Source organism: Janthinobacterium sp. OK676 (genome assembly GCF_900103595.1).
Lineage (GTDB): Bacteria > Pseudomonadota > Gammaproteobacteria > Burkholderiales > Burkholderiaceae_D > Janthinobacterium.
Window position 1 is genome coordinate 191,220 of sequence record NZ_FNHA01000001.1, and the last position, 21,184, is coordinate 212,403.

Annotated in this window: 25 protein-coding genes; 8 read left to right on the top strand and 17 right to left on the bottom strand. The window is 57.5% G+C overall.

All coding sequences use genetic code 11. From position 1 onward, the window contains the following. Nucleotides 1–130 precede the first annotated feature (130 nt). Nucleotides 131–1,249, top strand: a complete 1,119-nt coding sequence (locus BLU39_RS00875) for a phospholipase A (protein WP_314606470.1) — start codon at nucleotides 131–133, stop codon at nucleotides 1,247–1,249. A 64-nt stretch (nucleotides 1,250–1,313) separates the two neighbouring features. Here the strand turns inward: BLU39_RS00875 and BLU39_RS00880 are convergent, their stop codons facing one another. The 7 genes from BLU39_RS00880 to BLU39_RS00910 all read right to left on the bottom strand — a co-directional run bounded on the left by BLU39_RS00880 (nucleotide 1,314) and on the right by BLU39_RS00910 (nucleotide 5,789). Next, nucleotides 1,314–1,511: a hypothetical protein gene (locus BLU39_RS00880; protein WP_070218341.1), complete on the bottom strand. Its 198-nt coding sequence runs from the start codon at nucleotides 1,509–1,511 to the stop codon at nucleotides 1,314–1,316. Between the two features lie 163 nt (nucleotides 1,512–1,674). Then, complete coding sequence (locus BLU39_RS00885; protein WP_092708370.1) at nucleotides 1,675–1,923, bottom strand: hypothetical protein; 249 nt, start codon at nucleotides 1,921–1,923, stop codon at nucleotides 1,675–1,677. Between the two features lie 100 nt (nucleotides 1,924–2,023). Next, nucleotides 2,024–2,947, bottom strand: coding sequence for a class I SAM-dependent methyltransferase (locus BLU39_RS00890; RefSeq protein WP_092708373.1), 924 nt, complete (start codon nucleotides 2,945–2,947; stop codon nucleotides 2,024–2,026). A gap of 253 nt (nucleotides 2,948–3,200) precedes the next feature. After that, nucleotides 3,201–3,851 carry an ankyrin repeat domain-containing protein gene (locus BLU39_RS00895; protein WP_092708376.1) on the bottom strand — a complete coding sequence of 217 codons (651 nt, stop codon included), beginning with the start codon at nucleotides 3,849–3,851 and terminating at the stop codon, nucleotides 3,201–3,203. 16 nt (nucleotides 3,852–3,867) lie between these two features. Then, entirely contained in the window at nucleotides 3,868–4,647 is a 780-nt protein-coding gene (locus BLU39_RS00900; RefSeq protein WP_092708379.1) for a TatD family hydrolase, read from the bottom strand. A 66-nt stretch (nucleotides 4,648–4,713) separates the two neighbouring features. Then, nucleotides 4,714–5,346, bottom strand: a complete 633-nt coding sequence (locus BLU39_RS00905) for a carbonic anhydrase (RefSeq protein ID WP_092708382.1) — start codon at nucleotides 5,344–5,346, stop codon at nucleotides 4,714–4,716. A 56-nt stretch (nucleotides 5,347–5,402) separates the two neighbouring features. Next, entirely contained in the window at nucleotides 5,403–5,789 is a 387-nt protein-coding gene (locus BLU39_RS00910; RefSeq protein ID WP_092708385.1) for a VOC family protein, read from the bottom strand. 151 nt (nucleotides 5,790–5,940) lie between these two features. On the opposite strand from BLU39_RS00910, the gene BLU39_RS00915 reads away from it, so the two are divergent. Continuing rightward, complete coding sequence (locus BLU39_RS00915; RefSeq protein WP_139178092.1) at nucleotides 5,941–6,300, top strand: hypothetical protein; 360 nt, start codon at nucleotides 5,941–5,943, stop codon at nucleotides 6,298–6,300. A gap of 63 nt (nucleotides 6,301–6,363) precedes the next feature. Here BLU39_RS00915 and BLU39_RS00920 read toward each other — a convergent pair whose 3' ends face one another. The 3 genes from BLU39_RS00920 to BLU39_RS00930 form a co-directional block, all read right to left on the bottom strand. Continuing rightward, on the bottom strand, nucleotides 6,364–7,392 hold the full coding sequence (locus BLU39_RS00920; protein ID WP_092708391.1) for a DNA polymerase III subunit delta': 1,029 nt from the start codon (nucleotides 7,390–7,392) through the stop codon (nucleotides 6,364–6,366). 15 nt (nucleotides 7,393–7,407) lie between these two features. Continuing rightward, nucleotides 7,408–8,037, bottom strand: a complete 630-nt coding sequence (gene tmk / locus BLU39_RS00925) for a dTMP kinase (protein WP_092708394.1) — start codon at nucleotides 8,035–8,037, stop codon at nucleotides 7,408–7,410. Nucleotides 8,038–8,355: 318 nt separating this feature from the next. Continuing rightward, on the bottom strand, nucleotides 8,356–8,598 hold the full coding sequence (locus BLU39_RS00930) for a helix-turn-helix domain-containing protein (protein WP_092709804.1): 243 nt from the start codon (nucleotides 8,596–8,598) through the stop codon (nucleotides 8,356–8,358). Nucleotides 8,599–8,838: 240 nt separating this feature from the next. Between BLU39_RS00930 and BLU39_RS28040 the strand changes: the two genes are divergently transcribed. Further along, nucleotides 8,839–9,306 (top strand): hypothetical protein, encoded by a 468-nt coding sequence (locus tag BLU39_RS28040; protein WP_139178094.1) that lies wholly within the window; start codon nucleotides 8,839–8,841, stop codon nucleotides 9,304–9,306. Nucleotides 9,307–9,367: 61 nt separating this feature from the next. After that, on the top strand, nucleotides 9,368–10,024 hold the full coding sequence (locus BLU39_RS00935) for a 3'-5' exoribonuclease (protein WP_139178096.1): 657 nt from the start codon (nucleotides 9,368–9,370) through the stop codon (nucleotides 10,022–10,024). Between the two features lie 373 nt (nucleotides 10,025–10,397). Here the strand turns inward: BLU39_RS00935 and BLU39_RS00940 are convergent, their stop codons facing one another. Both BLU39_RS00940 and BLU39_RS00945 read right to left on the bottom strand, forming a co-directional pair. Then, complete coding sequence (locus BLU39_RS00940) at nucleotides 10,398–10,865, bottom strand: hypothetical protein (protein WP_092708400.1); 468 nt, start codon at nucleotides 10,863–10,865, stop codon at nucleotides 10,398–10,400. Between the two features lie 210 nt (nucleotides 10,866–11,075). Next, the gene (locus tag BLU39_RS00945) at nucleotides 11,076–11,309 is read right to left on the bottom strand and encodes a hypothetical protein (RefSeq protein WP_139178098.1); all 234 of its coding nucleotides are present in this window, start codon (nucleotides 11,307–11,309) and stop codon (nucleotides 11,076–11,078) included. Nucleotides 11,310–11,490: 181 nt separating this feature from the next. Here BLU39_RS00945 and BLU39_RS00950 point away from each other — a divergent pair, with 181 nt between their 5' ends. Beyond that, nucleotides 11,491–11,826, top strand: a complete 336-nt coding sequence (locus tag BLU39_RS00950; RefSeq protein ID WP_092708407.1) for a helix-turn-helix domain-containing protein — start codon at nucleotides 11,491–11,493, stop codon at nucleotides 11,824–11,826. Beyond that, the gene (locus BLU39_RS00955; RefSeq protein WP_254788840.1) at nucleotides 11,810–13,054 is read left to right on the top strand and encodes a type II toxin-antitoxin system HipA family toxin; all 1,245 of its coding nucleotides are present in this window, start codon (nucleotides 11,810–11,812) and stop codon (nucleotides 13,052–13,054) included. The genes BLU39_RS00950 and BLU39_RS00955 overlap by 17 nt, the downstream gene beginning before the upstream one ends. Before the next feature lie 78 nt (nucleotides 13,055–13,132). Here the strand turns inward: BLU39_RS00955 and BLU39_RS28045 are convergent, their stop codons facing one another. From BLU39_RS28045 to BLU39_RS00975, 5 genes are all read right to left on the bottom strand, one after another. Next, nucleotides 13,133–13,369, bottom strand: coding sequence for a hypothetical protein (locus BLU39_RS28045; RefSeq protein WP_139178100.1), 237 nt, complete (start codon nucleotides 13,367–13,369; stop codon nucleotides 13,133–13,135). A gap of 326 nt (nucleotides 13,370–13,695) precedes the next feature. Beyond that, nucleotides 13,696–15,009, bottom strand: a complete 1,314-nt coding sequence (locus tag BLU39_RS00960; RefSeq protein ID WP_092708411.1) for an NAD(P)/FAD-dependent oxidoreductase — start codon at nucleotides 15,007–15,009, stop codon at nucleotides 13,696–13,698. 75 nt (nucleotides 15,010–15,084) lie between these two features. Next, the gene (locus tag BLU39_RS00965) at nucleotides 15,085–16,536 is read right to left on the bottom strand and encodes an aldehyde dehydrogenase (protein ID WP_090185845.1); all 1,452 of its coding nucleotides are present in this window, start codon (nucleotides 16,534–16,536) and stop codon (nucleotides 15,085–15,087) included. An 85-nt stretch (nucleotides 16,537–16,621) separates the two neighbouring features. Next, the gene (locus BLU39_RS00970) at nucleotides 16,622–17,647 is read right to left on the bottom strand and encodes a helix-turn-helix transcriptional regulator (RefSeq protein WP_092708414.1); all 1,026 of its coding nucleotides are present in this window, start codon (nucleotides 17,645–17,647) and stop codon (nucleotides 16,622–16,624) included. A gap of 13 nt (nucleotides 17,648–17,660) precedes the next feature. Beyond that, nucleotides 17,661–18,800 (bottom strand): NAD(P)-dependent alcohol dehydrogenase, encoded by a 1,140-nt coding sequence (locus BLU39_RS00975; protein WP_092708417.1) that lies wholly within the window; start codon nucleotides 18,798–18,800, stop codon nucleotides 17,661–17,663. Between the two features lie 150 nt (nucleotides 18,801–18,950). On the opposite strand from BLU39_RS00975, the gene BLU39_RS00980 reads away from it, so the two are divergent. Both BLU39_RS00980 and BLU39_RS00985 read left to right on the top strand, forming a co-directional pair. Beyond that, nucleotides 18,951–19,886 (top strand): LysR family transcriptional regulator, encoded by a 936-nt coding sequence (locus tag BLU39_RS00980; protein WP_092708420.1) that lies wholly within the window; start codon nucleotides 18,951–18,953, stop codon nucleotides 19,884–19,886. Between the two features lie 174 nt (nucleotides 19,887–20,060). Next, entirely contained in the window at nucleotides 20,061–21,098 is a 1,038-nt protein-coding gene (locus tag BLU39_RS00985; protein ID WP_092708424.1) for a hypothetical protein, read from the top strand. Nucleotides 21,099–21,184: the final 86 nt, after the last annotated feature.

Sequence of the window (21,184 nt, forward strand, 5' to 3'; positions counted from 1 at the left end):
CGGTAGGCGCGCAGGATATATGGCGGATTCAGCTATACTTTCCTATCAATTAATTCAACAAACATTAACCAAAATCAAGACGCATCCCGAATAACCGGGGTACGCACCGAACGATATTCCCTCACATCCTATGACGACCCAACTAAAAAAAATAATCCTCACTTCCCTGTTGGCATCACCGGCGCTGGGCATGGCCGGCGAACTGGAGCAGCAAATGCAGCGTTGCGCCGTGCTCGGTGACGCCAGCGCCCGCCTGGGCTGCTTCGATACCCTGGCCAAGGCGGCGGAAAAAGCCACCATCGCCGCCGGCGGCGATCCCGTCACTGCGGCCGTCACCTTGGCGGCCGCCGCCGAGGTCGCGCCCTTCACGCCGGTCAGCCCGCCTGGCGTGGCCACGCCGGAAGCCGTCAACGCGGCTATTCCCGCCGTCGCTCAGGCTGGCGCGGCGCCGCCGGAAGCACCGATTTCGCGCACGCAGCAATCGTGGGAACTCAACGAAGCTTCGAAGCGTGGCCTGTTCAATTTCCGCCCGCACCGCGACACCTATCTGCTGCTGGCCAATTACAGCGACGCCTCGAACGATGAACCGTTCCAGGATTTCACGCCGGCCGGCATCAAGAGCCAGCACGTGGAATTGACGTTCCAGCTGAGCTTCAAGATGAAGATGCTGGAAGATATCGCCGGCACGCCCATCGACATGTGGTTCGGCTACACGCAGCAAAGTTTCTGGCAGGCGTATAACCGCAAGGCGTCGAGCCCCTTCCGCGAGACCAACTATCAGCCGGAACTGATGCTGGTCATGCCGATCAACAAGAACTTCGCGGGCGTGGAATTCAATTACCTGAACTTCGGCCTCGTGCACCAGTCCAACGGTCAGACGTCGACCCTGTCGCGCAGCTGGAACCGCGTGTATGCGGAGCTGGGCATGGAAAAAGACAACCTGGCCGTCACGGCCCGCGTCTGGCACCGTCTCGACAATAGCGCCGTCGACAATGACAATATCGACATCATCGATTACATGGGGCATGGCGACTTGCGCCTGAGCTACCGCAACAAGGGCCACGAATACGCCGTGACGGCGCGCCGCAATTTCAGCAAGAAGCATGGCTCCATGCAGGCCAGCTGGGCCTTCCCATTGAAGGCCAACCTGAAAGGCTATTTGCAACTGTTCTCGGGCTATGGCCAGAGCCTGATCGACTATAACTATTCGCAGAAATCGATAGGCGCCGGTTTCATGGTCGACCTGTAAGCAAGGCAGCAGCAAAAATGAAAATGGCGCCGAGGGGCGCCATTTTTCATGGGGACTATCCGCTTTAGTGCCGCCCGCCGCCCAGCACGCGGGCCGGCAGCATGACGATGGCGCGCAGCAATTCGAACACGCCTTCCACGCCGATGCCGATCAGGCGGAATGGCAGCAACAGCAGCCAGGCCAGCGGATACAGCACGAGGGCCAGCAAGGCCAGGGGCCAGCACACGAGCAAGAGCAGCAGCCACAGCACGAATCCCAGCATTGCGTCCCCCTAGAATGAAATGTGCGGAACAAGCCGTGCTTGCCCCGCTACCGTGACGCCACTCTATGCAAGCGCCGCCACGGCGGCAATGGCCATGCGATGAACTGCGTGCTGGGGAGATGAACGGTACAAAAACGGGAATGAACGGTGGCGGGCGGGCAGCTTATTGGCCGACGCAAATTACTTTCGTGACGTACTCGTGCGCATTCGGTTTCTTGCTGGTGGCCCATTTGATGGCCTGGTTGGCATCTTCGATGGTCATGACGGTGGCCTTGTCCTTGGACTTGATGAAAGACACGCCTTCAAACACGCCTTCCTTGCTGCGCATTACCTTGGCAAACACGGGCGGCCTGGTCTCGCCGTCGCTGATTTTGTTCTGTTGCACGAGGTAACGCTGATCGATCTGTTCCATGATAGTAAAGCTGTCCGGTGGGTAAAAGACGAAATATACCCTGAATGGACAAACGCCGCAGGATGAAATCGCTGCGGCGTTGCCTATACATTAACGGCGCTTACGCGTAGACGGCGTTCTGCGTAACAGCTTGCAAAGTCGCGTCATAGATGACCTGGGCGCGGATCGACGCTTCCAGCGAAGGAATCGAGCCGCCGGCGCGGTACTGGAAGCTCACTTGCAGCACGTCGCCCGCCTTCACGGCCACCGGCGTGGCCAGCGGCAAGCACATGTAGTGGTTCAGCCAGTCGATGGTGGTCGAGCGCTCGGGCACGACGGCCAGGATGTTCTTGGTGACGAAGCGCAAGGCATTCAAGGTGCCGCTGCGCTCGACGACGAACTTGCCGTCGAAGCCGAACACGCTGTCCGTCGGCTGGCTGAAATCGATGATGCTGTAGACGGACGGCGGCGCCAGCTCCTGCACGCCAGGGTGGATGGCCGTGGTTTCCTGGAATTGCACGATGGGCGCATAAAAGCCCTCGAAATCGTATTCCTGCTGCATCGGCTGCACGGCCATGATGACGGCTTCGGGCAGGAAGATCGGCAGCGGGCCGCCAAAGCGGGCCAGGTAGCGGCGCTTGAACGATTCGATCACTTCCACCTGTTTTTCGCGCAGCATGCCGACGTGGATCATTTCGCAGATGACCACGTCGACGGGCTCGGGCGGCAGGTATTCAAAGGCGTCCGCATGGACGACCTCGACTTTTTCACCGTTGGGATTGAGCGCCAGCATCTTGCGCGCTTCCTTGACCATGTCCGGATTGAATTCCACGCACCAGACCTTGTCGGCGCGCGCGGCCGCAAACCACGACAGCACCCCCGTGCCGCCGCCCAGCTCCAGCACTTTCATGCCAGGTTTTACCGCGTAATCGATCGCCGACTTGAACCCGTGCATGCGGTTCTGGTCCATCAACATATTGTGGTGGTAATGGACGGGGATAAATTGCCCCAGGTAACAACTCTCGATTTCTCGTTCATTCAGCATGTCTGTCCTCTTGGAGTCTGGCTCCGATGGCCGATCGGTTTTGTCATTCCAGAAAGCAGTGTTATCGCAGGGGCTGCGCGAGGGGCGGCGACAAACCAGCCGGCGCCTGACGTTGATGTGATTGCCCATGCGAAAAATCTCCTGATTAATGCGACACGATCATTATCGTGAATCGGCACGGAGAACAAAGGGCTGAGCTGAGAGGCAATTCCATGCCAGTTTCAGCGCTGGCATGGAAAATATTGCTAGAAAATTACTTTCTGGCCGCGCGCGCCTTCTGCGCCGCTTCGATGATGGCGACCACGCCAGGCTTGTCGCCGGCCTGGGCGAACTGCGCGGCCGTCCAGCCGTGGTCACTCTTCAGGCTGGCGTCCGCGCCCCAGGACAGCAGCAGCTTGACGGCGCCTTCCTGCCCTTCGCGGGCGGCAAACATCAGCGGCGTGATGCTGGCGGGCGCGCGCGCGTCGACCGTCGCCTCGCGGTCCAGCAAGATCTTCATGATGGGCAAGTCGCCCGCCGAGGCCGCATAGTGCAGCGCCGTCCAGCCGCTCTGGTTGACCTTGGCGCCCTTGGCCAGCAAGGCTTCCACGGCATCCTGCTTGTGTTTGTAGGCGGCCATCATCAGCGCCGTATTGCCGTTCGCCGAACGGGCTTCGATGTCGATGCCGGGCGCGTCGAGCAGCACCTTGAAAACCCGGTCCGCATCGTCGCGCAAGGCCAGCACGAGGGGAATGTCGCCGCGCTGCGCGTCAGGCTGGTTGGGGTTCATGCCGTCAAGCAGCATGCTGCGCACGCCGCTGGCGTTGTTGACGGACACGGCGCGGAAGAATGCATCCGGTTCCGGCGCCGCCTGGCTGGTGGTGGCCCAGCACAGCAGCATCGCCAGCGCGAGTTTTTTCATCATGTTTTACCTTAAGAAATTATGGCAACTGATTGAATAATTTAAAGAAATTATCCGTCGTCTGCTGCGCCACCTGGGCCAGCGGGATACCCTTCAAGGTCGACAGGTATTCCGCCACGTGGGCCACGTAGCCGGGCTCGTTCATGCGGCCGCGGAACGGCACGGGCGCCAGGTACGGCGAATCCGTCTCGATGAGGATGCGCTCGAGCGGCACTTCCAGCGCCACGGCCTGCAAATCCTTGGCGCTCTTGAACGTGACGATGCCGGAAAACGAAATATAAAAACCCATGGCTATGGCGGCGCGCGCCACTTCCAGCGATTCCGTAAAGCAATGCATGACGCCGGCCACGCCGCCGTCCGACACGCCAGCACCCTCTTCGCGCATGATGCGTATGGTGTCTTCACTGGCCGCTCTTGTGTGAATAATCAAGGGCTTGCGCGTGATTCTTGAAGCTTTGATGTGAGTGCGAAAACGCTCGCGCTGCCACTCGAGGTCGCCCGTCAGGCGAAAATAATCGAGGCCCGTCTCGCCGATGGCGATGATCTTCGGGTGGTCGGCCAGCCGGACCAGGTCTTCCACGGACGGCTCGGGCGTGTCTTCGTAGTCGGGGTGCACGCCGACGGACGCAAAGATATGCGGATACTGCTCGGCCAGAGCCAGCACCTGTGGAAAGTCCGGCAAGTCGACGGACACGCACAGGGCGTGCGTCACCTTGTTCTCGGCCATCTTGGCGAGGATCTCGGGCATGCGAGCGGCCAGCTCGGGGAAATTGATATGGCAATGGGAATCGATATACATAAGGCGGGATTGTACCGGAGCACGGGAAAACTGGCAGGGGGGAAGGGCACCGCAGTGCCCTGGTGTTCACAGCTGCGACGCGGGGTGTTCCGCGAGCGGCACGAAGTTGCCGGTCGATTCGTCGAGCGCATCGAGGGAGCCGTTCTCGATGTCGTACACCCAGCCGTGCAGGGTCAGCCGGTGTTGCGCCATGGCCAGGGCCACGGAAGGATGGGTGCGCAGGTTATTGAGTTGCGCCACCACATTGGCGCGCACCATGCCGTCAATGCGCGACTGTTCCGTCGGATGGTCGACCGATTCGTTGATCATGCGCGCCGCGTCGGCATGGTGCAGCCAGCTGCGCACGGCCGGCATGTGGTCGAGGCAGGCGCAGGTGGCGATCGCCTTCATCGCGCCGCAATCGGAATGGCCGCAAATGACGATGTCGCTCACGTTCAAGGCGGACACGGCAAATTCGACCGTGGCGCTGACGCCGCCCGGCTCCGGTCCGTATGACGGCACGATGTTGCCCGCGTTGCGGATCACGAAGAGTTCGCCCGGTTCGCGCTGCGTCACCAGTTCCGGCACCATGCGGCTGTCCGAGCAGGAAATGAACAGGGCCTTCGGGGTTTGTCCCGTGGCCAGGGTCTTGAACAACTCGCGGCGCTCAGGAAAAACCTCTTTTTGGAAGCGTAGGAATCCAGCAATAATGTCGCGCATAGTAAATAGGGATCGTTATCTGAGCCGATATTATCGCTGAATGACGCCTGGCTTGCCTACTGACCCTGTGGCGGCTGCCACAGCTCCACCTTGTTGCCCTCGGGATCGATGACCCAGCCGAACTGGCCGTATTCCGAATCGGGCGCCTTATCGAGTACCTCGCAGCCTTCGTCGCGCAAGGCTTGCAGCAGCGCGTCGAGATCATCGACCCGGTAATTGATCATGAACGGCGCCTTGCCGGGCAGGAATTGCTCGCTATCCCTGGCTGCCACCGACCAGATGGTGCTGCCTGCCGAGGGCTGGCCGTCCGCATCCGTCCAACTGAAGGCGGCGCCGCCCCAGGGCTGCACGTCCAGGCCCAGGTGGCGCTGGTACCAGGCGCGTAGCGCGGCCGGGTCTTGCGCCTGGAAAAAGATGCCGCCAATGCCAGTGACTCGTTTCATGCACGCGTCCTTGCTGTCGATTGACTGACTGTAACACCAGGGACCGGGCATAGCAAACGGACCCGTTCGGTAGGCAAGAACGTTATCAAGATGTATAGTGGCTTGCCGGTACGCAACCATGGGGTTGCGTGCGGATACACGGAGAGCGTTCATGCTGAAAGTTGTTGGTCCTTTGACACTGCTGGTCTGCCTGGTCTTGACAGGCCCTGCCCATGCGCAGGATAAACGCGACGCGCCCAAGGTTATCCCCGAGGCCGGCTTGTGCGCGCCCGTGTGTGCGTCGGCACGCCAGGAATGCCGTGCGCAAGTGCAGCAAGCAACGGAAGACGATACCAGCCCCATGCTGACGATGAAGCCAAGCAGCAATCCCTACGCTGCCGCGAGCAGGGAAACGGGAGCCCAGTCGCAGCAGTTGCAACCGACGCAAGCCCAGGCCTTCCGTGCCCGGCGCGCCGAACGCCAGCAAGCCTGTGAAGTGCAATACCGCAGTTGCACGCGCGCCTGCGGTTAAGTCATTCCAATCGGCTCAAGAACCGCATAATCTGGATTAACTTGATAACGCAAGCGCTTGATTTTATTGGCAACTTGAAGCGTAATCGAGCAGCATATCTTCCAGGAACAACTTGGGCGACAAGGGGTGCTCGGCAATCGCCCGGCGCTCGTTCGCTGCCTTGATGGCGGCCATCAGACGGCTCACGTTGATGCGTCCTGCCAAGGCTTCCAGTTCGCGCCGGTGGCGCGGGTAGTAGCGGATGGTGCCCGACAGCTTGACGGAAAACACGTCGTACAGCCAGCGCTGCAGCGATGCCACGAGCGGCGCCAGCGGCGCCTTCTGCAATTTGTCCGCCGCCTTCAGGGCCGCTTCCACGCCGGGATTGGCCAGCACCTGCAGCAATTGTTCCGTTTCCTCGCGGCCGCCCGATTCGGACTGGGCCAGCGCGGCCAGCGGCGCGCCGCCCTGCTCGCGCAGCCAGCTGTCCGCATCGTTCAAGCCTTGCTGCTTGAGCCACGTCAAGGCCTGCTCGTGGCTGGGCATCGGCAAGGCAAATTTGCGGCAGCGCGACAAGATGGTTGGCAGCAAGCGGTCCAGGCTGTTCGAGGCCAGCAGGAACAAGGTGCCCGGCGGCGGCTCTTCCAGGGTTTTCAGCAAGGCGTTCGACGCGGGCGTATTGAGCGCCTCGGCCGGATACAGCACCACCACGCGCAAGCCCTGGCGGTGCGTGGAAATGTTCATGAAGTCGGCCAGGTTGCGGATCTGCTCGATCTTGATGTCTTTCGACGGCGTCTTGGTCTTGGCGCTTTTCTTGGCACCTTCGCCCTCTTCGCCCTCGTCGGCCACCTCGTCTTCCAGCGCTTCCGGACGGACCCGGCGGTAATCGGGATGGTTGCCCTGGCTAAACCAGCCGCACGAGGCGCAAGCGCCGCAGGCATGGCCGTCGGCGCGCACGTCTTCGCACAGCAGCGCTTGCGCAAAATGCTCGATGAAGTCGGCCTTGCCGATGCCCTGCGCGCCATGGAACAAAATGGCGTGCGGCATGCGCGGGCGCAAGGCTTGCAATTGCTGCCAGGCGTCCTGTTGCCATGGATAGAGAGAACTGGTCATTTTATTCTTTGTAAATCAGCGTGTTGCGACGCTTTGTTCGAGCAAAATATCAAGCAGCTGCGCGAGCTGTACCTGGATATCGGCAATGCTTTGCGTGGAATCAATGATGCGGAAGCGTTCCGGGAACTGGGCCGCGCGGCGCAGATACTCGTTGCGCGTGGCGGCAAAGAAATCCGACCGCTCCTGCTCGAACTTGTCGAGCGCGCGCGTGGCGTCCAGGCGGGCGCGGGCAACTTCCAGCGGCACGTCGAACAGGAAGGTCAGGTCCGGCTGCAAGTGCGGGTGCACCCATGCCTCCAGCGCTTCCATCTTGCTCAGGTCCATGCCGCGGCCGCCGCCCTGGTAGGCGAAGCTGGCATCGCTAAAGCGGTCGGAAATGACCCACTCGCCCCGCGCCAAAGCGGGCGCGATGACTTGGGCGATGTGTTCGCGGCGGCTGGCGAACATCAGCAAGGCTTCCGTTTCCAGATGCATTTTTTCATGCAGCAGCAATTCGCGCAGCTTTTCGCCCAGGCTGGTACCGCCCGGTTCGCGCGACGAGACGAGGCTCACGCCCCGCTGCCGCAGGTAGTCGGTGACAAAGCCGATATGCGTGGACTTGCCCGCGCCGTATCTGTGTTTCCAATTCGATGTAAACCAAGACATCGCCCAACGGCAATGAGACCACAGATCGCACAGGAGCCCGTCCTCAAAGGCGAAAGTCCTATGCAGTGACTCTCTTTGTAATGCCAACTGCATCAAATCCCGCCCATAATGTAAACCTGCATCACAATATCAATTTCCGGGGGCAATTGTAAACCTAATCGCCCTAGTCTGTAGCGACTTCCCCGAGTAGTTGTTAAAAAATGGAAACCCGCTCAAGCCACAGCTACTGTTTAAGCCTCGGCTAATGTAAGTGTTGCGCCATTGCTGCTATGAGGGCCAAGTGGCATCGCAAAATTACGTTGGGGAAAGAGCAAGTTATTACACGCGCGCGCGCGCCGCTAACTCTTCAAGCGTGACGCCCAGCGAGTTAGCGATCGCCACGAGCGTCAGGAATGTAGGATTGTTATCAGCGCGTTCCACAGCAGATAGGTAGCTCAGATTCAGCCCTGCGGCAGCTGCTAAGCCCTCTTGAGTAAATCCGCGCTCCTTCCGCAATAGACGGATAGCATCGCCGATAGCAAGAAGTGGCGGCTGTTTGCGCTTTGGAGAAATGTTGGTCACATACGGATGATCCGGGTATACTTGGGGCAAATCCAACGGACATGTCCGTTATTTCTTGGGCGACAGGGCTTTGTGTGCCACATCGCATTTTTAAGTAAATTCAATTGACAGTACCCATACAAACTTCATTTGTTCGTTGAAAGTATGTAATGGCAGGTGATCTAAAAAAATCTACTCAAGAATTTTTTGGTTTTCGTCACCGGGATTGGCACCATATGCCCTATTTATACGGAGTAAAAAATGTTTCAGACGGAGGAATCTTGGCAAATTCAGGAAGGAATTGAAATGCTTCGTGCATTGGCAGGAAACGCTAATCTACGTCAATATCGAATGTTTGAAATAGCATTGAATATGCCAATTTACAGATTAGATGTGGTCTTGCCGGAGAAATTCTCTAAAGATCAAGTGCTGCGGAGATTTCGCCTTCAAAGTTTACACGATGCTCTGCAATTCATAAAAGAAACAAATCCGGTGGAAGTTCGGCTGACGCAAGAAACAGCTTTTGAAGACGGCATGGAGGATCAGTTGCGCCCTATCAGTGCAGTTTCTAGCGGCGTCGATGAACGTGGCCGGCAAGTGTTCATTTGCGAATCGATAGCTGGGACATTCACAATTGGATGGAATGATTGTCAATATGACGGCCCTACAAGTGATCATCGAAAGATATGGCCGCGCGGACCTTTGTTCGCGGGGGGGGGCGTAAGTTAGATTGATTTTATCCGAGTCACTGAACACGGCATGTCCGACGCGGAATTAATGCGACTCGCGCTTGAAACGTTCGTGCGCCTACGTGCTCACCAGCTCTAAGCGCAAAGGAGGTCTCGCCCGTTTTCCAGAAGCCCCCTCGTTTGACTTAGATCTATTCGTATTTAAATACACTGACAGCGCTGGAAGCAAGGATGGAAAAATGGTGATGATTTTTATGGATGCTGAATTTACCGGACTAGACCAGGTTAAGCCGGACCTTATTTCGATTGGATTGGTGGATGAAGCTGGTCACGAGTTCTATGCGGAACTGCCGCCAAGTCATTATGCAGTTCAGTGCAATGAGTGGGTGCATTTCAACGTACTCCCGCATCTATGGGGTGGGAAGTATGTCCAGAGCGTAGCGGAAATTCGCAGCCGGTTGAGAACCTGGATATCGAGAATTCAGGAACAAGCTGTGATCGTTAATGATTGTCCCGACAGTGATTTTCGTTTGCTGCTCTGGCTACTGCCCGATTGGCCGCAAAATTTAGACCTAGAGCCCATTCTCTTTACTGCATGGGCAATGGGCGTGGACGCTCAGCCAGAACTTGAAGCGCGAATGGCGAGGTACCATACGGGAGACCGGCCGGCGCACCACGCTTTGCACGACGCACACTCGCTCCGGATTGGGGCGATGTACGCCAGAGAAAACGGGTGGAACTACAAGTTGCTTCAGTGAGTTCTAGTAGGCCAGACTTGCTCTTACAGCAGTTCTTCGAAAATTATAGAGTTCTGCCTGATACATACCGCTTACTGCTTGCGGGTGGCTTCTTGCAACACAAGGCTCCGCCTTAGTGCGACGACAGATTCAATTACATGAAGATTGAGCTAGAACAAAGAAACTGGATTGGTCACGTACGTTTCTGGCGAAGTTCTTAATGAGACCTCATCAATCAGCTCATGAAGCGCGAGGTGGAACGCGCACCCCTTACCTATTCAATGGAGATGACAGGCGCACTAAAGCTGACCTTTAGGAGGTCTTGCGCTACGTGTCAGATCAAATCTGAGCCACTACAAGCGAGTTGCTTTCGACGGCTTCATCAGTTCCAGAGCTAACAAAAATATGTGCCTCGCTCTTTTTCTGCCGCGTTAAGCACCTTTTCCCGCAATTTCAGGGCATTTGCTGGAGCTAAGCTTCCAGGCCCATCTGGGTCGCCGATCCAGCCATTAGGGAAAAGAAACCAAGAGGCAATGGCCCAACAATCCTCACGTCGAAGCAAAGCAAGAATCTCTGCAATCACAGGGATCGGACGCCACTCTCCGTCAAATTGGAAGGCACCATACAACTGATGGCCGTCGCTATCAACAGCAAATATGCGCCGATCTGCGACCCATTCCTCGATAACCAGATCTGCGAGATTTGACGATCGACCAACCAAAGCAATTAGTTGCTCGCGCGTAACCCATCGCGTCATCGTACGCATCTTTTTGATGGTCTCTAACCGACCTTTGCGCTCAAGTTCAAGTGCGTCCATATTCCTGAGAAGCCCAAAGTAAAAAAAAGGCATATGCTTGATCATCCAGCGGCACTCCACGACCCCAGAACGCCATCACCTGCCGGTTCAACGAATCCTAATGCGTATCGCCCCCGTGCAGGTACAAGATGCCAGCCGCTACAAGATTGGTCAATAAGAGTTTGGTGCCGTCGTTAGAGAATAATGTGCCAGCACTAGAGATCAGAAGTCGGATGTTAGAAAAAGTTTTGGCCCAAAGACATCTGCGGGACATGTTCACTCGCTCGCACGCAACTTCCGCCTCGCACTGAGCGCCGCGCGGAACGCTTCAACGTCAGTTTTTTGTTGATTGAGATGTACTAGCAACAGATCATTTGCAAAAACTTGGGCAACGAAGGCGGAGAGCTTGACGTCATCAAGTAATGCGTGCCCCTCGGCATTTGGGCAGCGGCCGGCTTGAGCACTAGGCGCCTCCGCAGCCTCGTCCAGTTTACTCTTTAGAGTTTTCATGGATATCCGGATTTTCGTGTAATTCATACGCAAGCTTCATAAGCCAGGCAACTATGCTAACACGGGTCATGGACGTCGCTATACGGCATAAAGTCGTAACTATGACACTAGCCCGCAGTTGTCAATGTTCATAGATAACGCGTTATGGAACATAATGACCTATCTATGAACGGAGTAAATTATGCCGAAGAAGCTCTCCAAGGCTGAAGATTGGCCAACACTGGTGCAGGACCGCCTCACTGCATGGGGTAAATGTATCAACACACAACGCCTACGTCAGCGTATCACTGTCGCTGATTTGTCCGCGCGGCTGGGCATTTCCCGGACGACGCTGCTACGGCTGGAAAAAGGGGACCTTGGTGCAGGTGCAGGCGCATATTTGACAGCGCTTCTTGTGCTAGGCATCGTCGACCAAGCAGCACCAGCGCTGCCTGCCGAGCTTTGGCAAGGCGACTACCGCCAGCGCGTCAAGTTGAGCCTGCTGGAAAAGGGAGCTGACGATGCTGAGTATTTCTAAACCTATATACGTCTATCTGCAACGGCCAGATAATGGCGAGTGGCTCACAGTGGGCCGATACAAGGCAGGCAAGCCTGGAGAAGGTTTTTTCAAGTATGGCCCCTCTTACATTGATGCAGGGCTTGCCTGGGCCATAGACCCGCGAAACTTACCATTTTTGCCGGGAATTGATGTCACGGCACCACGGTATCAAGGACTGCATGACGTCTTACGAGATGCTTGCCCGGATGCGTGGGGACAGGCTTTACTGCGCCGAGAACATAATCTGCCGGAAGATGCTGCTCCGCTGCAATACTTGCTCAAAACTAGCAACCTTGACCGCTGGGGTGCGCTTGCCGTAGGTCAAAACCCCAAGCCGCCTGACCCGAAAGTGAGCAGCCTTGGTCTGCCTCAACTCAGTGAGGTTATCGAAGAATTGGCGGCGATCGCGGAGCGCCGTCCTACGATACGCGCAAAAATTCGTGCGCGGTTGGTCGAGACGGCCAGCGTTGGTGGTGCGCGGCCTAAAGCCACGGTGCAAGGCGATGACGGCCAGTTTTGGCTGGTTAAGCCGGAGATTACAGCAGACGCTGCCAATATTCCTCTGCTCGAACACGTAGGTCAGCAGTGGGGCGCGGCAAGTGGATTAAATTTTGCCAAAACTGTCTTTCACCCTGCCACAGGTGGCAGGAGTTCGATACGAGTTCTAAGGTTTGACCGAACCGGACGGCAGTGCCATATGTGCGTGAGCGCCGCGTCTTTGTTGCAGGCCGAATATCCGGGGCTGCTCCAAACTGACCGCTGGAGTTATCCGCGTTTAGCCGAAGAACTGAGGTTGGCCGGTGTATCAGTTGAAGACCGTATAGAACTGTTTGGGCGAATGGTATTTAATGCTGCATGCGGTAATGATGACGACCATGTGCGCAACCATGCCATTGTCTATAACGCGCAAGAGCGCCGCTGGCGGCTCGCACCGGCTTTTGACGTTGTACCTAACCCGATGGAAACGCCAGTTCGTCTTCACATGCAGCTATCTCAGGGTCGCTTCGACATTTCTCGGGGCGCGGTGTTGGCTGACGCGCATCGTTTCGGATTTACGAGTGCAAGGGAGGCAACAACCTACCTTGATGACCTGCTAGCACGTATCACGGCTGGTTTTGAGGAGGTCGCACATTGGCTCGACCAGGACTGGAAAGATGTAATGCACGAACGGTTATCTCACAACTTTCGCGTCATGATGGAACAGTAAGGGCCTAACGACAGGTAGGTAATTCTAACGAACTATCGAACCGACGGTTTGTTGAGAAAACCGAAAACATTCCGCACGTTAGTCCGGATAGCCATTTTCATGAAGTCGGAGCCGAGCATGGATCGCTATTTTCTGGCCAGCGAGCGGCGCACGATCAGGATCTTCATGCCAGTCCACCAGCCTCACTTCGTCATGCGCCACATTCAGGGCCCAAAGCTGATCTGCAAGTTCAACAGCATCTGTGTGTACTAGTTGTGATCCATTTTCAAGATCTGCACAAATCATCCCGTCGGCGAGATAAATTCTAGCTTTCATAGTTTGACACCTTCACGCTTTTCCATACCAGTCTGGCTCTACGGCTTAAGAGTACCAGAATTTCCTCACTGTGAGCTATGGCTATCACACGCATCCGCCCTCCTTCCACAAAGTCACGGCACGGCAAATTCACAGATGCTAATGGCAACTTCCTCCTCTAACGAAGTTGACTTTGATGATACTGAAAGCCGATAGCGCCAGCATCATTGACAAGACAATTCCAAATACGATACCTCAACGGATCGCAACGGGAACCTCGCGCTGGATGTTCATTTTTTTCCTTAACTATGGGCGGGATAGCCACATCCCGCCCGCCTCTCTACAGTTCAATAATGCAGCTTAACCAGAGCAGTGTGTCGACGCACCAACGCCCTGGCGACGGCCAGTCCACAAGTACGCACCCAGCCCAGTACGGCGCCGTGGTGCAGCAAATGCAAGCTCACGTAAAGAATCCGAGCCACGCCGCCCCGGACAAACCAGGAACGTCCCTTCAGCGCCCCCATCAATGTGCCAACGCTGGACGCCATGCCTAGCGATACTAGTGATCCGTAGTCACGATACACATATGCTGTCGTAATAGGCGCGCCACGTCGCTGTTCCTTCATGAACGACCGATACAAATAATCAGCTTGCTGGTGTGCGGCTTGGGCACGCGGCGGTACACGACTGCCATCTGCCATGACGCAAGCGGCGCAGTCGCCGATGGCGTAGATATCGCGATGACCTTTGACCTTCAGTCGGTCAGTTACCTCCAGCTGGCCGGAGGGTGTCACCGGCAAGCCGAGCTTCGCAAGGAAGGCCGGCGCCTTAATCCCGGCGGCCCACACACAGATCTGGTACGGATATGCCCTTCCTGAACCATCAACCACCTGATCATGAGTGATGCGCTGCACGCGGCACGCGGGCACCACCTTAATGTGCCGCTCTTCCAGCAGCTGCGTGGCTGTAGCAGCGACCCGCTCCGGCAGCGGAGGCAAAATGCGTGGTGCGCCTTCCAGCAAAGTGATTCGGATGTCGCGGGCCGGGTCAAGTTGACGGAAGCCGTAATCCAGATAGCGGTTACTGGCCTCGCGCAGCTCCGCTGCGAGCTCCACCCCAGTTGCGCCGCCGCCAATGATGATCACATCCACGCCAGCGCCAGGCACGCGCTCCTTTTGATTCTCTGCCCACGTCATTTGCTTGAGCATCTCACGACGGAATTGCTCGGCGTCGCTGGGACCGTTCAGCGAAATGGTATGTTCGGCTGCACCGGGCGTGTTGAAGTAATGAGAGGTGCTACCGACAGCGATACACAACTTAGCATAGGCGAGCTCGCGCTCCGGTACGATTTCCTGGCCTGACTGCGCTTCCACTGCGGACACGACGATCACCTTTTTATCCGCATCCAACCGACTAAAAGACCCGTATACAAAGGTGAAGTTATTCTGATGCGCAAGCATGGCATAAGGCAAACCCTCGCGGTGCATGTCCATCGTACCTGCCGCGACTTCATGGAGAGAGGGCTTCCAAATGTGATAGAAGGCTTGATCCACCAACGTCACTCGATCGCGTCCCAGCTTGCGCCCAAGTTTGCAGGCAAGTTCCAGTCCTCCCGCACCGCCGCCGACAATAATAATATTGTCTGAATTCTTGTTATTCATGGTACTCCCTGATTACGCCCTCATTTGCCGGACGCGAACGTCCCGGCAGATGAGGCGCCCTGAAAAATCTGGACGTTAGAACGGATAGGTTTGCGAATTAGGCGAGATCGAAATCCACTTCAGATCCGTGAATTCATCGATCACCGCGCGGCCGTCGAACTTGCCGTAGCCGCTTTGCTTAAAGCCGCCGTATGGCGATTGCGCTTCATTCTGGACGGTCGGGCCGTTGATGTGGCAGGCGCCGGCGTCAATTTGCAGGGCTACCGCCAGCGTGCGATCCAGATCGCGGCCGAAAACGGCCGACGACAGGCCATATTCGGTGTCGTTGGCAACCCGTACCGCTTCTTCGGTGCCCTTGACGCGCACCACGGTCGTGACTGGACCAAAGGTTTCCTCGGCGTAGATTTTCATCTCCGGCGTGACGTGATCGAGGATCGTCGCCGGCATCATCGCGCCTTCCGCTGCACCGCCGCAGACCAATACCGCGCCTTTGCCGACGGCATCGTCAATCAGCGCGTTCAGCCGCTTGCCCGTGGCGGCATTGATCACTGGACCGATGACCAGCCCAGGCGTGGTGGCAGGGTCGCCAGCCGGCAAGGCGCGTGCCCGTTCAGCGAACTTGGCCACGAATTCATCAGCCACTTTCTCATCGACCACCAAGCGCTCGGTCGACATGCAGATCTGTCCTTGATACAAGAATGAGCCGAAAGCGGCGGCGCGCGCCGCTGCGTCCAGGTCAGCGTCATCGAGCACGACCAGCGGCGCCTTGCCGCCCAGCTCCAGCAGACAACGTTTCAGTTCGGTCGCGGATTTCTCCGCAATGATGCGGCCGACGCGGGTCGAGCCGGTGAAGTTGATGCGACGCACCGCCGGATGAGCGATCAGAGTATCGATGATCTGTGCCGCATCTTCCGGGGCGTTGGTAACAAAGTTCAATGCACCCGGCGGCAGACCGGCGTCCAGCAACGCCTGCGCCACCAGCAGATGGGTGTGCGGGCTCGCTTCCGAGGCACGGAACAGCACGGTGTTGCCGCATGCCAGCGGATAGGCGATGGCGCGGGCGGCCAGCACCACTGGGCCATTCCATGGCACGATGCTGAGCACCACACCCGCTGGCTGGCGCACGGTCATCGAGAAGCCGCCCGGCTTGTCAGTTGGGATCGTTTCGCCCTGGATCTGCGTCGTCAGGCCGGCCGCTTCGCGGAACAGTCCAGCAGCCAGTTGCACATTGAAGCCAGCCCACAATTCCGACGAGCCCACTTCACGCGCCATCACCTTGATAAATTCCGGCATCTTGGCTTCGAGCGCATCTGCGGCTTTCAACAGGATGGCACGACGTTCGGTCGGACTGGTCTTCGACCAGGTCTTGAATGCTTCAGCTGCCGAGTCCGCAGCGGCGATCGCATCTTTCAAGGTGGCGGCGGCAGCCACCGTGATGACCTCGCCGCTGGTCGGGCTGACCCGGCTGAAAGTGGCGCCGTTGCTGGCGTTGACGGCCTGGTTATCGATGATGAGTTTGGTTTCCATCTAAATCTCCTGTTCGGTTCGAAAGGCGGAAAGCGCCTTCGCTTTTCGCTCTACAAGGAGATTAGTCTTGTCCGCCGCAGCGGTCTTACGGAAGCTGGACGGAAGGCTGACGGATTCCTGCCAATTGCAGCTGGCGGGTCGCGGACGGCGTCTCGCCGAAGGTCTGGCGGTACTTGCGGTTGAATTCGCCCAGATGGCTGTAGCCCCAGCCGAAGGCGATATCGGCGATGGTCTTGCGTTGCTCAGCATGATTACTGAGTTCAGCCCGGATCTTCTCCATGCGCAGGCGGTGCACGTATTGCATGGGAGCGAGCTCGCCGGCCGTCTCGAAGGCACGCGACAGTGTGCGCACGCTGCAATGTGCGGCATCGGCGATATCGCCCAGCGTCAGCTCATCGGCGAGATGACGGTCGATGTAATCAGCGGCGTCGCGGAAATGGCGTAGCACCAGCTCGCGCCGCGTGTCGAGCTGCGTCGCGACATAGTTGTGCGGTTGGATATTCAGCAGCGTCAGCATCAGGTGCTCTTCCAGCGTCGCCAGCTCTTGGGAAGAAACCGGCGAGACATCGGCGCCGTTCAATGTCACCAGCAGATAGCGCACCAGTGCGGCCCAACGCTGCGACGCCCCCGGCGCCGTCATGGCGGGGCTGAAATGCAAGCGCTGCGCATGGTCCTCGCCGTACAGGCGCGCCCCCAGTTGCTCCAGGCGTTTGCGGCTGAAGCGCAGCTTCAGCACTTCAGTGTCCGGGGCATAGACGAAAGTCGGTTGGTCTTCCGCGTGGGCGATCAAGGTCTCGCCCACACTGGCCTCGAACACACCTTGGCGGCCGGAGATGGCGGCAGTGCCCCGAATCGCGGTGGTGACCAGCAGGCCATCGTCCATGCCCGACGGCACGATGTCGACAGCACGGCCGAACGCCAGGGTGGATACCGCCACCGTACCGCAGAGCGCGGCACGGATGCAGACCGCACCCACCGCATCGCGCGCCTGCTGATAGGCGCGGAATGGTCCTTGCAGACCTTCCAGTATCGGGCTGGCCGCGCCTAGATCGGCGTTGGCCACCTTGGTGTAGCGCTCGGATAACTGCAGCAGCGGTGATAGGTCGACCATGCGGGCCTTGTCGTTATGCCTGGGCAGGTTCGAAGCGCAAGATCGGCTTGATGGTGACGCCGCTTTCGCTATCGGCCATCGCCTCGTTGAGCTGCTCGAAAGGATAGAACTTGACCAGCCGGTCAAACGGGAAGCGGCCTTGCATGAATAATTCGATCAACTGTGGAATGAAGGTGCGCGACACAACGTCACCCTGAACGATGCCCATGATGCGGCGGCCAGGAATCATCACGTCGTTGACGTTGAACGCTGCCTCGGTACCCTCACGGGTCGCGCCCACGATACCGCAGGTACCCAGGGTGCCCAGGCTGTCGATCGCTTGACGCAGCACTTCCGCGCGGCCGCTGCATTCCAGCGTGAAGTCGGCGCCGCCAGTCAGCTTGCGTACCTCGGCGACCGGATCGGTCTCCTTGCTGTTGATGGCGTGCGTGGCGCCCAGTTCCAGGGCCAGTTGCAGTCGTGCTGGGTTGACGTCGACCGCGATAATGCGGGTGGCGCCGGCCACGCGCGCGGCCATGATGGCGGCCAGGCCGACCGCGCCGGTGCCGAACGCCACGAACGAAGCGCCGGCGTGGACTTTCAACGCATTCAGCACCGCGCCGGAACCGGTCTGGATGCCGCAACCGAGTGGACCGAGCAGCTCCAGCGGCACATCCTTGCGCACCTTGACGACATTCAACTCGCTGGCGATGGCGTGTGTGGCAAACGACGACTGGCCAAAGAAGTGGTCATGCAATTCACCGCCCTCGTGATTGCAGGCCGACGACGAGCCGTCGAGCCGGCCACCGGCGAAGTTCAGTTCCCCCATGTGCTCGCAGTGGGCCGGATGGCCGGTGGCGCATGGTGCGCACAGGCCGCAATAGGCGTAGGTCATGACGACGTGATCGCCGACTGCCACGGTGGTGACGCTGCGGCCGATTTTTTCGACAACGCCGGCGCCTTCATGGCCCAGGATCATCGGCATCGGGGTTTTGAACATTTGGTCGCGCACCACCATGTCGGTGTGGCATACGCCGGTCGCCACCATCCGCACCAGCACTTCGGTATCGCGCGGCATTTCCAGCGATGCGGCTTCAAACGTCAGCGGTTGGTGGGCTTCGTGCAGCACAGCGGCACGGATGGCCTGGCGCTCGGTTTGGGTTTCTTTGGTCATGTAAATCTCCTCTGTTTGATCAATGTCACGTCGGGAGTATAGGTACGGAATCGTGGTCTGAAAAATACCGTTTTGATTAACGTTATATCGCTTTGATATATTCATCACTACATCAATCTTCCGGTACCAAATAATTATCTATAATACGATATGGACCTCAAACGATTACGTTACTTTGCGACTGTCGCCCGCCTCGGCAGCTTTACGGCTGCGGCCGAGGCGCTGCATATGGCGCAGCCTCCCTTGAGCCAGCGGATTCAGGAGTTGGAAGCCGAGGTTGGTACCGCATTGCTGAACCGCGAGCAGCGGCCGCTGGCGTTGACGGCGACGGGAAGGGTGTTCTACGAACAGGCGGTGCAGATACTGCAGCAGGCCGATGCGATGATGGCCAGCATGCGGCGCATGGTGAATAACGAGCGCGCGACCTTTACTTTTGGCGTGGTGCCGGCGAATTTTCACGGCAACCTGTCGGCAATCATCCGGCAATTTCGCCAGGCGCTGCCGCGCATCGACATCCGCATGCTGGAAATGAATAGCGCAGAACAGGCTGTCGCTTTGCGCGAAGGACGGATCGACGCCGGCATCAGCCGCGTGGAAATACCGACCGACGGCATACAGCGCATTGTTTTACGCCACGAACCGATGATCGCCGCCCTGCCCTTCGATCATCCACTGGCGCTACTGGAAGAAGGACTGCCGCTCGACGCCTTGAAAGACGAGCCTTTCCTCGTCTACACCAGCAAGCCCCGCCCCAGCCTCGCCGACCATGTGTTGGAGCAGCTCCGGGAGCGCGGCATCACCTTGTCCAATATGCTGGAGGTAGACCAATATGACACGGCGCTGATCATGATCGCAGCCGGTTGCGGTGTGTCCATCGTGCCGGCGGCAGCGCGCATGGTTGCCGCGCCAGGCGTGGCGTACCGGCCGCTGGCGGAGCCTGTGACCTGTCCCATCGTCCTATGCCACCGCCAGACCGACACCTCTGCCGAGCTGCGGACACTGTACTTCGTGCTGGCGCAATTCCTTTATGACAGGGGGCATCCCGTACCGAGCGAACTGCAGAGCGGAATGCTGCGCTTGAACTGACTCGCGAGATGACAACAGGGACGCGCCCGTCAAATCTAGTCAATTATTATCAAATGAACTACAATTGATTTCTATTCTTTTCCGGAACATGCCATGCCTGTCAGCACATTTCGCCCGCGTGACCGGTCCAGACGGGCAAGACAAGGTTCAGACGCGTCTGACTCGCAGGGGACAATGGACTTAGTCCGCGCGGAACTCGCCAAACGTGACGAATACCTTGTCTTTGCCCAAACCCAGATGGAAAAAGACCGAAGCCGGCTGACCGCATTGCTAGTCTTTATCGTTACCATCGTTGGGATCGTGGCGACGACTGCGATCTACTTCACTGGCAACTCGATCAAGGAATTTCGAAACGACATGACGCAAGCGGGAAAAGACGAGATTGCAAACGTACACGCACGGGTCGAAAAAGGCGTGACCACTCAAGTTGAAGACTTCAAAAAAGATATTGCGAGACGCTTTTCGGATGAATTCGCAGATGAAAAGATACAACAACGGATTACCGGCGAGCTGGGAAAAATGACTGACCAGCAGCTCAAAGGGTTGATTCAAGATATATCCGGTGCACAAGTAAAAAACGAGGCGAGCAAGCTAAAACCAGAACTCCGCCAAATGATCAAGGACGATTCGAACGCGGTACTTGCTGAGCTTAAACCCACCATCAAAGACACCGTTGGAATTGCCATCAATAATCAGATTGAGGAAAGCGTGGCGCCGGTAAGAGGTAGCGTGGAGGAGCTGAATGCTACAGTCAAGGTACAGCGGGCCATCGCAAACCTGTGGTCCAACGTAGTGAACAGAAGTGCGTTCGATTATTTAGAGCGTGTCGCCACAGGAAAAGAGCCAGAATCCAGATTCGACAGCCTGCGGAAAGTTAGCCAGCAAACGATCGTCGATTGGAGTGCCGCCTTGGCCGCCGATGGCCTGGGACCAGATTACAGCGGCAACGATATTCCAACGTTGCGGAAAATTATCGCGCAACCCGGCAATATAAATAATACGGTCAAGAAGATGGTGGCGATTGACAATTATCCTTTGGAGGACAAAACCGTGCTTCCACTGCTCGTAGAGGTCGTGAGAAACGATCCGGGATTTGGCGTTGTTCTGGCGGCGATACGCAGAATTAATAAGATCTCGAATAATAATTTTGACTATCTGCGGCGGGAAGACTTGTTCAATTGGTGGGAATCACAGAAAAAGAATCATCCTTAACTCGTTGAAAGCATTTCGTGCACGGCACTGAGCAGCGACCGGATACAGACGAGAGCGCCACACTGAGAGTTATTTCGGTATACGAC